Annotated in this window: 16 protein-coding genes; 5 read left to right on the forward strand and 11 right to left on the reverse strand. The window is 36.2% G+C overall.

What is annotated here, in order from left to right:
- Window positions 1–5 precede the first annotated feature (5 nt).
- The 9 genes from QR42_RS11840 to QR42_RS11880 all read right to left on the reverse strand — a co-directional run bounded on the left by QR42_RS11840 (window position 6) and on the right by QR42_RS11880 (window position 6,399).
- A complete protein-coding gene (locus QR42_RS11840; protein ID WP_084096414.1) occupies window positions 6–389 on the reverse strand; it encodes a DUF2750 domain-containing protein in 384 nt (127 codons plus the stop codon).
- Window positions 390–438: 49 nt separating this feature from the next.
- Window positions 439–1,119, reverse strand: coding sequence for a hypothetical protein (locus QR42_RS11845; protein WP_039180174.1), 681 nt, complete (start codon window positions 1,117–1,119; stop codon window positions 439–441).
- 66 nt (window positions 1,120–1,185) lie between these two features.
- Window positions 1,186–1,428: a hypothetical protein gene (locus QR42_RS11850; RefSeq protein WP_039180177.1), complete on the reverse strand. Its 243-nt coding sequence runs from the start codon at window positions 1,426–1,428 to the stop codon at window positions 1,186–1,188.
- A gap of 55 nt (window positions 1,429–1,483) precedes the next feature.
- Window positions 1,484–2,242 (reverse strand): hypothetical protein, encoded by a 759-nt coding sequence (locus QR42_RS11855; protein WP_039180180.1) that lies wholly within the window; start codon window positions 2,240–2,242, stop codon window positions 1,484–1,486.
- Between the two features lie 66 nt (window positions 2,243–2,308).
- Window positions 2,309–2,965, reverse strand: a complete 657-nt coding sequence (locus QR42_RS11860) for a hypothetical protein (protein WP_039180183.1) — start codon at window positions 2,963–2,965, stop codon at window positions 2,309–2,311.
- A 156-nt stretch (window positions 2,966–3,121) separates the two neighbouring features.
- A complete protein-coding gene (locus tag QR42_RS11865; protein WP_039180184.1) occupies window positions 3,122–3,580 on the reverse strand; it encodes a hypothetical protein in 459 nt (152 codons plus the stop codon).
- A gap of 84 nt (window positions 3,581–3,664) precedes the next feature.
- Entirely contained in the window at window positions 3,665–4,513 is an 849-nt protein-coding gene (locus QR42_RS11870) for a hypothetical protein (RefSeq protein ID WP_039180187.1), read from the reverse strand.
- 196 nt (window positions 4,514–4,709) lie between these two features.
- Window positions 4,710–5,078 carry a hypothetical protein gene (locus tag QR42_RS11875; RefSeq protein WP_039180189.1) on the reverse strand — a complete coding sequence of 123 codons (369 nt, stop codon included), beginning with the start codon at window positions 5,076–5,078 and terminating at the stop codon, window positions 4,710–4,712.
- A 718-nt stretch (window positions 5,079–5,796) separates the two neighbouring features.
- Window positions 5,797–6,399, reverse strand: a complete 603-nt coding sequence (locus tag QR42_RS11880; protein ID WP_039180192.1) for a TetR/AcrR family transcriptional regulator — start codon at window positions 6,397–6,399, stop codon at window positions 5,797–5,799.
- 129 nt (window positions 6,400–6,528) lie between these two features.
- Here QR42_RS11880 and cyoE point away from each other — a divergent pair, with 129 nt between their 5' ends.
- On the forward strand, window positions 6,529–7,434 hold the full coding sequence (gene cyoE / locus QR42_RS11885) for a heme o synthase (protein ID WP_144246070.1): 906 nt from the start codon (window positions 6,529–6,531) through the stop codon (window positions 7,432–7,434).
- Between the two features lie 42 nt (window positions 7,435–7,476).
- Here cyoE and blaBPU read toward each other — a convergent pair whose 3' ends face one another.
- Complete coding sequence (blaBPU, locus tag QR42_RS11890; protein ID WP_039180195.1) at window positions 7,477–8,265, reverse strand: BPU family class D beta-lactamase; 789 nt, start codon at window positions 8,263–8,265, stop codon at window positions 7,477–7,479.
- A gap of 126 nt (window positions 8,266–8,391) precedes the next feature.
- Window positions 8,392–9,555 (reverse strand): acyl-CoA dehydrogenase family protein, encoded by a 1,164-nt coding sequence (locus QR42_RS11895; RefSeq protein ID WP_039180198.1) that lies wholly within the window; start codon window positions 9,553–9,555, stop codon window positions 8,392–8,394.
- Between the two features lie 144 nt (window positions 9,556–9,699).
- On the opposite strand from QR42_RS11895, the gene QR42_RS11900 reads away from it, so the two are divergent.
- From QR42_RS11900 to QR42_RS11915, 4 genes are read left to right on the forward strand one after another with little or no spacing between them, the layout of a single operon-like run.
- Window positions 9,700–10,464, forward strand: coding sequence for an amino acid ABC transporter ATP-binding protein (locus QR42_RS11900; protein WP_039180199.1), 765 nt, complete (start codon window positions 9,700–9,702; stop codon window positions 10,462–10,464).
- Window positions 10,461–11,321, forward strand: a complete 861-nt coding sequence (locus QR42_RS11905; RefSeq protein WP_039180202.1) for an amino acid ABC transporter substrate-binding protein — start codon at window positions 10,461–10,463, stop codon at window positions 11,319–11,321. Before QR42_RS11900 ends, QR42_RS11905 begins: the two co-directional genes overlap by 4 nt.
- Window positions 11,318–12,016, forward strand: a complete 699-nt coding sequence (locus tag QR42_RS11910; protein ID WP_039180205.1) for an amino acid ABC transporter permease — start codon at window positions 11,318–11,320, stop codon at window positions 12,014–12,016. Before QR42_RS11905 ends, QR42_RS11910 begins: the two co-directional genes overlap by 4 nt.
- A gap of 13 nt (window positions 12,017–12,029) precedes the next feature.
- Complete coding sequence (locus tag QR42_RS11915; protein WP_039180208.1) at window positions 12,030–12,737, forward strand: amino acid ABC transporter permease; 708 nt, start codon at window positions 12,030–12,032, stop codon at window positions 12,735–12,737.
- Window positions 12,738–12,771 lie beyond the last annotated feature (34 nt).

The following is a 12,771-nucleotide window of genomic DNA, read 5'->3' on the forward strand; positions in this document are numbered from 1 at the left end:
TTGAACTAGTAGTTTTTTAATTCTTCCTCTATATCTTTTTTTAATGTATGAATTTCAATTGAAACCGAATCATTTCGATTATAGAAAATCGACGGATTGATTCCATCTGCTATCATTCCGGGTAGCCACTCTTCTATCAAATCATCTAAATCAATCATTCCTGGCACTGATTTTTCCCATTGGTCGATCGCACAATAAGCTGCATGATCCTCTGTCGGCCAAAAATGAAGCTGTGGTACACCATATTCATCCTCTGACATCACCCATCCCTTCTCGTTTCTTAATGACCATACTTCTTCAAAATCAACAATCTTTTTAATGAAGTAGTCATAACGCTTTTTCGCAGGTAATTGGACGGTGGTTTCTAATTCTTTCGGATGCATGGACATCGCGTCACTCCTTATCTATTGATCTACTGTAACGGCTTGATTTTAGACATTACTTATTGAAGACGACGACTCCATATGGATTGTAAAACAAATCATCTTCGGGATAAAAATCGTATTCAATAAGATCTAACTTTATCTGCTGACCTTCATCATAGATAACCTTTTCTTTTAAAGCTTCTCTTTTTTCTTGAATAGATTTGTTTATCCAGTTTAAAAAGTACCGCTCTATTTCATCAGCATGAAACCCTTCAAACATCATTTCCGGCTCTCCAAATTGTTGAAAACCACTTGTCACATATATAACATCACTTTCTTGAACAATAGAAGTCATATATTGATAAGGATTGAACTCTTCTATTAAACTTTGCCATGTCTTCTTCATAAAAGAACGACCTGATGATTCAACTTTTATCGCCATGCCATCAATCTTTAGTAAATCCGTAGTAACTTGCACAAGCGCGTTTATTTCTTCTAAGGATTCAGTCATCCCAATGATATACAAGCATGTTTGATGCGTATCTATTTGTTTAAGTTCTTCTGAATTGAATTGTTCATTTGGAAGGAAAGTCTCGCTTAATTGATCAATATGATCCACTACTTCAAGTTCGTAATCAGTTCCAGTTCGTTTATGTATGATTCGATGATTAACATATATATAATCATTCAATTCTTCGAGTTCTTTTAAATGATGTGACCAAAATCCTGGAATTGCGATAACTGTTTCAGGCATAAAATTTACTCCTTTTATTTAAATTAAGGCAAAGCCATAAGAATATAACAAGATGATCTATAGGAACTATTTGTATTTTTCTAACCAGTCATTCAAATCATCTACAGAATGTAAGTAAGAATTAGGTGAATCTTTCAAATTAATTCCACTCAAAAGAACCAACATATCCCAAACTTGATCATCGTCTATTTCTGGATCGTCTGCAGAAACGTAAACTTCAACCCAATCAGAAATTTGTTCTCTGGTCATCGTCCCCTCTAAGACTTTTCGTATTTTATTTAAACAGTCTAGCATTTTGGGTTCGTCCATTAATTACATCCTTTATATGTAATTTTTCCAAAATTCACTTCACGCTGTAAGCTGCCTATATTTCATATTTGATAATATCCTCCATTGACATACCTTTAAAATATAAAGAAAGAATGCTTATAATAGTGTATTCACCAAGTATACCAATCGGGTTAAATATCATTTTAGCCGTTTTTGGGTCAGCAACCTCTAAGTCCATAACAGGTGCAATGGAACCTTCTTTTCCCTCGCTTACGTAATAATTTTCATCTCTATATGTCACGAATTTCAGATTTTGAAGATCATCTTCTTTTATAAAATCTTGATTTATTTTTGTGATGACTTTCCATAAACCATTTAAAAAGCCTGTCAGGCCTGTATTTGCAACAAATAGCCCCTTCTCTTTTTTTATCAATTGTTTTAACTCACTTTTTTCTATTCTGTCATCAACAAATAAATCATAGTATTGGATTAAAATATCATCATATTGATTTTTCCCCTCACCCGAAATGATCAAAGCATAGCTCAATTTTCCAACTTCTTCTAACGGGAGTTCAATAATAGCTCCCGGTTCTACTTTACTTAAAGTTTTTGCTTTTTTAGTTGCTATTTTAATGTCCGTTACTTCTTTCTCATTTAAATCATCAAAATAGTGACTGCCTCCGTTATTTAAGACCGTCATGATTGTCAAAAGCATCTCATCAATCGTTGGCTTTCTTTCCAAATGTTCCTCAGTCATTTCATAAAATTGTTCAATCGCTTCTTCAAAAATATCTAATCCGTCATCACCGATGATGATGTTCTTTTTCTTATGTTCTTCTTCCCAAAAACCCATAGAAAAACATCCCCCTTTTTGCGTTCTAGATTTTCACAAGTGTTATGTTATTCTCATTTGGCTTTATCACGATAATCGTATACTTGTATAAACAGTTTTATGTGTACGTTTGAATAGTGCCGCTTCATGATCCGTTAGCCATTTGAGCTCTCGCATGTGGTATGAAACTTCTTCTAAATAAGTATCGGTTTCAGCAATTAATTTTTTATCTAAAATATTTCTTTTATTGTCTTCAACTACAAGATAAAGAGTAAACTGCTTTAAATCTAATTTGATAAGTGGGTAAGCTTTCTTTTTTTTATCGGGACTTAGTTTTGTTTTCCCTTTAATCTCCGCTTTATATTCCTTCTCTTTCATTTTCTTAAATGTCGCTTTGACTAACTGACTGTCCCAATTTTTCAGTTCACACAGATAGAGCATCGCTTTTTCCAAAGTATCTGCTAAGATCTTTTTCTTATTTGTTGCATTTCCAAATTCACTGTAACAAAAAGGTACTTCTAGCTCATACGTATTTTTTAAAAATAACATGTTAGGTTCTTCTTTTGAGGTACTAATTAATTTGTAGTCTTTAAAAGAGCCACAAATCAAAACAATGGCCTCACAATCTTTCGTTTGTAATCTCTTTTCTAATTCGTATAAAAACATTTCAGTCATACAAAGGGATTGGCTAGCTAAAATTCCATGATCATCATCTGACATTAATTGTATATTTTTCAAATGCACTCTTTATAAGCCTCCTAATAAGATTTTATTCATCATGGCTTTGAATGGTTTGCTCATTCTTTTTCCTTTACTTGCTTTCTTTACTGCAAATGCTCTACCTTATCTTGTTCCTATCTTAGCACCATTTCTCTCCCTTTTAGACCGGTTAAAAAAATCCTAACTGCTTAGGGTTTGAAGAATTTCTGTTGCTTCTTTATACAATTCATCAATTAATGGTATAATCATTCCCCGCAAATCTGATTCATTTTCAAAATCTATTAAATATCCTTTTTTGCTCACGAGATTATTCGATACACAAATCCAAATATCGAGATGGTCTATACAGTAACCTTGATCACCTTCTTCACCATCATGAAACTCTTCGCCATTTAGATAATCTACTGAAAAATATATGGATGAATGATATCCTGCTGTAAAACAATCTGAGACTTGAATTTCTCTCCCTCTAGATTTTTTTCCATATACGAATCGTCCAAATTCAGCATTGATCGTTAAATCTAAATCTTTAAATTTTGCTTGTTTTTCTTTTACTAGATTCAGTGCGATATTTGTTATTTCTTTTTCAATATCTGCGATAGATTCTTTGGTCATCGTGTTTAATTTAACTTTCTTCAACTTTTCCTCCAGTATAAAACCCTTCCTATTCTTAGAGAGGGTTATTTAAACTAATACTAAAAGTAATTCATGACATTATTACTACTACATTAGTTTACTTTTATACAGCTTATTTTCTACAAAGATATAAAGATATCCTTCAACTACTTTGTAAGTAGGATCACACTGTGAGGGATCAATTCCATCTAAAAATAATTTCATTATAAACGTTTTATCGTCAACTATTTTAAAAGCATACTGTTTATGTTCCATATTATTAAATAACAAGATTTGACTCTCAGAAACATATAGTTGGTCACAGTACCTGTATTCTTTTCTATCTAGGTGGTACATTTTCTTTTTTTGACATGACTGATTATCAGGGTTTAAATCATAAGAAAAAGTTGAAATAACAATTGTTTGCTCTTCTTCATAGCTAGTGTATAGTTCTGAACCTAGAGTTTGTATTGAAGAGCATTCATACATTATCCCTTTAAACTCTTCCTCAAATAACACTTCTCCTATAATTAAGTTCATACAGTAAATTCCTTTACCCTTAGGGTTTAATTCATCAAATATCCCCTCTTCTGAGATACCAATCCATAATAATCCGTTTTCATCCAGATGAAATGTATTAACACTTAGTAAAAAAGAACATATTTCTACCATATTATTTTGTTTTAAATCTAAAAAATTTATTTTACATATATCATCTTGTTCAAACACAATGACAATGGTATCGTTTATTTCTTGTATTAAATAAATATAGCTATCAGAATCAAGTTCATTTAATGATTTATTCATTATAATACTATGATCCTTGACTACTTGAAGTATTAGTTGATCATCAATAAGAAATACCATATATATTTTCTCATCTCTTCCAACATTAAAATAAATTAGATCTTCTTTTGGACAATCAATTACTTTCTCTGTAGTTATTTCACTTATCAATCATCTCAACTCCTAATATGAAAATCTTGTTCTTAGAGTACCATCTTTTTGGACTACCACTCTAACTCTCTTTGTTTTTTCCTTTCCCATTGACATCAACATGTTTTTTATAGGTTTTCTCATAAACTGTTGATCTTGGTTTATTCCCAGCTCCAGGCTTTCCAGTCCTCGAGGTTAGTTGCACAGTACTAATACTTCACACTTTTAAGACACTAAGAACTTTATAATCTTCACAATAGAATTTAAAGGTCTCTTCTTCGAAATCTTCAACTAAATAGTTTAATCTTTCCCAACCTTTGTTAAGTTTTGATATGTTAAAACTTAATATCGACTCTTCATGAAAGTCTAAATCTTTTATTTCAATAGATATAACATTTATAAACTTAAGATGTATTTCAAAATTTTCTTTTGAGTTTTTATACGGTATGTTTAATTCGATTGACTTTATTCTTTCATAGGCTTCATTATAATCTTTGTAATAACGAAATTCGTTTAATTGCATTAAATGGATTACATTAAAATCTCTTATATATTTTTGAATTTTACTATCTAAATACCAATCCATTTCATTCACCTCCAAAAATGATATGTTTTTTCCTTACCTCTATGCCCATAGTAACTTTTATAATTCATAAAGATGTGGTTTTGAATGGTCTTTTGGCATTCCATGATCAGAGTGATCGACTCGATATTTCTTACGGCCGAACTTATCATTTATTACAGTTGATTTCTCCTTTATACCATTCTTAATACCCAATCCTCTTCGCAATCAGTAGTTTTCTTGTTTAAGTATGAATATCGTTTGTTTACATCCAAATGTATTGTTGATTCAAATACTATCTTATTACAGAATGGCTAAAAATCAGTTTTCCCTTATACACAAATCCATATATCGAGATACGGATTTTAAAAACAAATCATCTTCTGGATATAAAAAATCGTATTCAATAATATCTAACTTTATCTGCTGACCTTCATCTTAGATAACCTTTTCTTTTACAGCTTCTCTTTTTTCTTGAGTTGAACTCTTCCATTAAACTTTGACTCTTCTTCATAACAGATTGACCAGATGATTCAACTTCAATTTCAGTAATTCCGTAGTGAATTGTACAGGAGCCTTTACTTCTTCTAAAATTCAGTGTACCTAGAAATTAGGTGAATCCTTCAAATCAATCCCACTCAAAAGAACCAATATATCCTAAAATCGATCATCGTCTACTGAAACGTAAATTTCAGTCCAATCAGATTTCTCCTCCATATTAAAATCTGAAGAACCTTCATTTTTATTTAAAGGAAATTATTTTTTTTAGAGATTTTTCTAATAAATCAATTGGTATATGGTCATGACTAATATAGTGAAATATTGCAATACCATTTTCCAATGAGAGAATTGTCCATGCCATTTCTTCAGGTGAAAGAGTAGATGTAAGGTTCTCTTTTTCTATTAAATTCTCAATGGATTGAGAGATTTGTTTTACCGATTGTAGGATCATATTTGACCACTGACACCTTACTTCCTCATTTCTCATTGAATACAAAAGAAATTCCATATTAAGCAGGCTCCACGTCCGATTTTCTTCACAATTTTGAATAGACATTTGATTCATTTTTTCTGGAAAGTGTAAAAGAGAAGGCTGTTCTGCTAATAAAGCATTGATTTTTTTAACATGTAATTGCATTTGTTGTTCCAATAGAGCCAGAAATATCTCTTCCTTTGAATGGAAATGCGCATAAAAGGCCCCTTTGCTAAATCCTGCATATTCTGCCAATTTATCAATGGAGACCCCATGAAAACCATACTTGGCGAAATTCTCAACTGCAGAATTTATGAGTAATTTCCGTGTTTCATCTTTCCTTTCATTTTGCGTTTTTCTTTGTCTAATCATTCCTTTACCTCCTTATCTTGACAATCATACCATATAGAATTAATATACCAATTAGTATATAAATTCTATATGGTATATATCTTGATGTACAGCATAAACAATTAATCGCTATGGAAAAGGAGCAAAACAATGCGAAAGATGGGGAAAAAAATTCACAAAACGAAAAGGGACATAATCGCTCAAACAGTTAAATCAGGGATTATTACATCAAATTTAATCCCAATGTGTGCTGGCTTAACCTTGGCATTATACACTTATCAAATTGACATCCTTCATAAATCTATTGAGATACTATTTGCATTTGCAGGTTCAATTTTATTAATTGGTGCTGCTGGAGCTTTAAACAATTTGTATGATAGGGACATAGATTCCGTGATGAATAGAACAAAAAACAGACCTACTGTAACAGGAGAAGTCAATCTTAAAAAAGTTCTATGGCTTAGTATCTTAATGTCTATTTTAGGATTGATTTTTTTAGCATTTACAACCTATCTAGCAGCTATTATAGGATTGATTGGTTTACTTTTTTATATTTTCCCTTATACAATGTGGAGTAAAAGAAAAACCGTTTACAACACAGAAATTGGTAGCATTTCTGGGGCAATGCCGCCTCTCATTGGTTGGACGGCTATTTCACCAGACATCTCACACCCAGCTATTCTGGGGTTATTTTTCATTACAATTATTTGGCAGATGCCGCATTTTTACTCAATAGCTATTAGAAAGCAAAATGAATACAAGGCAGCAAACATTCCCATGCTACCTGTTGTAAAAGGAATGAAAAGAACATACTTGCAAACCAATCTTTATATCTTAGCAATAACCTTAAGCAGTTTTCTTTTCCGTTCTTTAAGCATAGGGCTTGTGCTTATGTCTTTTTTTCTAGGTTTTATATGGATTTGTTTAAGTATTTTAGGTTACAAACGAATGAATTCAGAGAAGTGGGCATCATTTATGTTTGTCTATTCACTAATTTATATGACAACTCTTTATTCAATGGTCATTATCTATACTCTTATTCGTCAAATTTTTTGATTTATTCAAACCTTAGTTGTGTAGATAACCATAAAAAGCATCCTAAACGGATGCTTCAATCAAATGATATTTCTCCAAAATACGATAGGTGATTTCTTTTGCTTCTAGTCCGGTGCCTTCGATATTTGTGGCGAAGATGTAGGTTTTGTTTTCATGTTTGATGAAGCCTACGTACCAGCCGATGCCTGAGCCGGAGCCTGTTTTTCCGTATAGGGTGGCATGTTTCTCTTCTTCTTGTATCATCATTCGTTTGACCGTTCTCATGACAGATAGGTCAAATGGGAGACTTTCTTCATATAGCTGTTTGAGGAAATGGACTTGTTCTATTGGAGAAATGCGCAACGAACTGCTTAACCAAAATTGATCGATTCCGCCAGATATGTCTTCATTGCCATAGTGAATGGCTTTCACCCAATGGCTCATGCGCTCTTCCCCGATGTCACGCGCCATGGCTTGATAGTACCAGACGACTGAATCTCTCATGCCAGAGCCCAGTGTATGATCCTTATTCCAGTTATCAATTTCTCTTTTTACTCCGTCCCAATATTTGATGTCATATTCATCTCTTACCGCGCCGGTTTGGAGTCCGATGAGGGCATTTGCCACTTTAAATGTTGATTGTGGGGCAAAGCGCTGATTCGCTCTTTTTTTGTTATACACCCATGGAGATTTTTCTTTTACTTCTTGTATCACAAATGTGCCTTCCCTGTCTTTCAAGAATTCATCTACTGACCATGCTGGTGATGTTCCCTCACTTGATGACGGCTGACCGATACAAAGCGCCATCAGCATAATGGATGAAACCAACCATTTCATATGCTTTTTCTTCAAAAAAAACCGCTCCTTTTCCCATGATTTGTATCGATTGTAGCATGCCTGAGCGATGAGACATAAGGTACGCTTGTCCTCTTTTCTGCCAAATAAAAAAAGCCGGTTTCATCCGGCTTTCTGATCATATTAGCTTTCTTTTTTCTCTTCAATGGCCTGCTTCGCGATTTTTGAAATCGTCATATCATCCATTGGCGGGTTATGGAGCCCAGCCCGAATATCTCGATAGTAACGCTGCAGCGGACAGCCAAGACTCAAGCTTTTTGCACCGACTAAACGCATGGCTTTATCGACCACCTGCAGACTATGATTGACGACTGTATGCTTCACTGCACCGAATTCATTGATTAACAGCTCTCTTTTCTCAGGCTGCTCATACAATGTTGTCGTTGAATAGATGACGTGGCGTGCTTGCTTTAGTAGTAAATCAATTTCGCCAATCAGTGTTTGGACATTTGGCAGGTCACTAATCGTTCCGCTAATACTGTTCGGTGAATGGGTAATGGCATACTGAACAGCATAATCTCTTGCCGCTTGCGCAATCCCTAAATAGCAGGAAGGAATATGTGCGATCCAAGGGTTTAATGTACCGCCTCGAGGTCCTTTTTGCACTTCAACAAGCATGTCATCTGGGACTTCCACTTGGTCTAGGATTAAATCATGGCTTTCTGTTCCTCTCATGCCGACAACATCCCATGTTTCTTCTATAGAAACACCTTCCGTATCACGGTGAATTAAGAAGAATCCCATCGCTTCTTTTTCTTCAATCCATACGCCAACTAAAAAGTATGTGAGAGCTGGTGACATCGTTGTGAAAATTTTACGTCCATTGATCACCCAGCGATCACCTGATTTAATCGCTGTTGTTCCAGGCTTGCCGCCTCTTGTTGGGCTGCCTGTCTGGGCCTCACTCACAGCGCGGTTGACAAGGGCGCCCTTCTTCACTTCTTCCGCAAAGAATTGCAGCTGTTTCTCATTCCATAGTTTCTTTTCATAAATTTCACCTACAACTCCTTGGTGCCAGCCGATCGATAAGGCAGTCGCTCCGTCCATGCTCCCAAGCGTTTCTTGAAATAGAACCATATCTGTTACAGATTGACCTCCGCCTCCATATTCAGCGGGGAGAGACAGGGTTGTATATCCCATGTTTACTAATGATTCGATATTCTTTTTAGGAAAATAGGCGCCTTCATCATGTTTTTTTGCGTTTTGTTCGATCGTTTCACGAAGAGATTCCAGCTGATTGAGCCATGTTTTTTGAAAATCGGTATCGACAAATAATGCTTTAGACAAAATGTATCCAACTCCTCTGTTTCTCACAATCTATGATATCTCATTTTTCCAATTGGAATGAATAAAACACACTTTACTTATAGGATTTAATGTGTTAAATTTTATCAATATTAAGTACATCTGTCAAAGGAACGTGATGCTTTTATGATCTCAGCTACTAATCTACATAAATCTTATGGGCAGACCCATGTGTTAAAAGGCATTGATTTTTCCGTACAAGAAGGTGAAGTGGTCGCAATTATTGGACCGAGCGGATCAGGAAAAACAACACTTCTCCGCAGTTTAAACAGCCTCGACATTCCAGACAAAGGAGAGCTGACTGTTGGAGAAGCCACGATTCAATTTGAACGATATCATAAAAAAGATCTTTTAAAACTAAGGCAGCAATCTTCCATGGTATTTCAGCATTATCACTTGTTTCAAAATAAACGGGCACTTGAAAATATTACAGAGGGATTGATTGTGTCTCAAAACATGTCTAAGAAAGAAGCAGAAAAGGTTGGAGAGCAATTTTTAACGCGGATTGGACTGCTTCATAAAAAAGATGCATTTCCGAGTGAACTATCCGGCGGTCAGCAGCAGCGGATTGGAATTGCCCGTGCTCTTGCGATGAATCCTGCGGTGCTTTTGTTTGATGAACCAACGTCCGCACTGGACCCAGAGATGGTTGGAGAAATCCTTGAAATGATCAAAGATATTGCAAGCCAAGGGATGACGATGGTCATTGTGACGCATGAAATTTCGTTTGCAAAGAACGTAGCGGATACGGTGATCTTTATGGCAGATGGGGAAATTGTTGAAAAAGGCTCACCAGAAGATGTTCTGATGAAGCCTCAGCATGAACGTACGAAACAATTTTTATCCAGAATTCATCGCGGAATGTGGCAAGGATCGGAGGAAGACATATGAAGCAAAAGACAGCATTCATGACATCTGGTGTCCTTCTGTTTCTCCTCTCTCTGATTGGCTGCAGCAGTGTAAAAACAACAACAGATGATGGGAAACAAATTGTGAAAGTCGCACTGAGTGCAGAGGTCAATCCACCCTTTTTAGCGACAAATGACCGAAACGAACCGATTGGCTATAACATTGATTATTTAAATGAAGTGGAAAAAAGACTTCCGCACATCCATTTTGATTACATCTTTGGCGAGGAAGAATCCAATCTTATTGGTGTTGGCGCGGGGAAGTTTGAAATGGCAGCTAATTGGTTTTTCAGTAACCCTGAACGCGAAAAGCGGTTTCTTTATCCTAAGGTTCCGTACGGCTATTCGATGACAGGTTTAATTGTGAATGAATCAAACCAGGATATTCAATCGCTTGACGATATGACATCTAAAAAGCTGGCTCCTGTCAGTCCTAGCGGCGGATTGCGTTCCATATTAAATCAATATAATGAAGAACATGATCCAGATATTCCGCTGACAACCATTGAAAGCCCTTCAAATGAACTCAACTTAAAGCGCGTTGAAAGCGGACGGTCTGATGCTGCGTTTATGAATATTTCAACCTTTGATACCATTCAAAAGCATCTGAACCTGAAGGTCAAAGTGGGCGGGATCGTGTCAAAGGAGCCGATCTATCTTGTCTTACAGCCAAGTCAAAAACAGCTTGCAGCAGATTTGGACCGGGTTACACAAGAGATGATTGATGATGGAACATTGCCTAAGCTTGCCAAAAAGTGGTTTGGAGTTGATTTCTTTCAAGATATTGACTACATCTCAGAGCAAGGCTATCAATATGAAGAAAGGAAGGAAGCGTCATGACGTTTACAGCTGGAGATTGGCTGCGGATCTTTTTACAGGTGCTTGAACGCCTGCCACTCACTTTTCTCATTATTGTAGTGTCATTGTTTTTTGCCATCTTGATAGGGCTTTTATTTGCATGCATTCGTATTAAGCAAATCCCAGTGCTGAAGCAATTGGCTGTTGTCTATTTATCTTTTACACGAAGTACGCCATTAATTGTTCAGTTATTCTTAATTTATTTTGGACTGCCTCAGCTTTTACTTGTGGCAGGAATTCAAATCAACCATTGGGATCGTGTGTTATTTGTGATGATGACGTTCTCTTTACATACGGGCGCTTATTTATCTGAAGTCTTTCGCAGTGCGTATTCATCAGTTGGGAAAGATCAGCTGGAAGCCGCCTACATTGTTGGGATGACAGATACACAGGCCTTGATCAGGATCATTATCCCGCAGGCCTTTCTCATTGCCCTGCCAAACCTCGGAAATTACACCATTGATCTTGTGAAAGACACGGCGATTGCCTTTACGATCGGGCTCATCGATATTATGGGACAGGTGAAGATCATCTTAGGAAATAACTATGGAATCGGCATGTTTGAAGTGTATGTAATCATTGCGATTGTGTACTGGCTCATTTGTATGAGCATTGAACTAGTCACCATGCTGCTTGAAAAGAAATTTGTAAAAGGCCGCACCAGCCTGTCACGTTAAGGAGGCGATTTAGATGCAAACCATTGATATTCCATTTGCGATTGACCAAGTACCTCATATTCTAAAAGGCGTTCCTTTCACCTTATTAATTGCACTAGTTTCTATGGCTGTGAGTCTTGTGATCGGATCTGTTTTTGCTTTCATTCGTCTCTTTCGCATCCCTGTACTCAGGCAGCTGGTCACGCTCTACGTCTCCTTTTTTAGAGGTACACCTCTAATTGTTCAACTGTTTGCTTTCTTTTATGGGCTTCCTTTTGTTCTAACTAGCATGAGCGGCACATTCGGGCTGACCTTTCATCCGGATATGGTCTCCCCATTAGCTGTTGCCCTCATTACCTTCAGCCTGCATTCAGCCGCCCATTTAACAGAGGTGGTGCGAAGTGCACTTCTTGCAGTAGACAAAGGGCAGCTGGAAGCGGCAAAAATTGTAGGCATGACCACAAGGCAGGCGATGCTTCGCATTATTTTGCCGCAGGCATTTGTTGTGGCCTTACCGAACCTAGGCAATCAGCTCGTTCAGCTATTAAAAGCGACATCTCTTTCGTTTACAATTGGGGTACTCGAAATCATGGGTATTTCCCGGATCATTGCAAATGACGGCTATCAGTTTTTAGAAACTTATCTCGTCTCTGCTTTGATCTATTGGCTGCTAAGCATTGTCTTTGAATTAGCTTTTGCATTATTAGAGAAACGTGTCAGCGTGTACGGCAGAACTCTCTGACGTTAAAAAGTCGATCAGGCACAAAAACCTGATC

Source organism: Bacillus sp. WP8, from assembly GCF_000800825.1.
GTDB lineage: Bacteria > Bacillota > Bacilli > Bacillales > Bacillaceae > Bacillus > Bacillus safensis.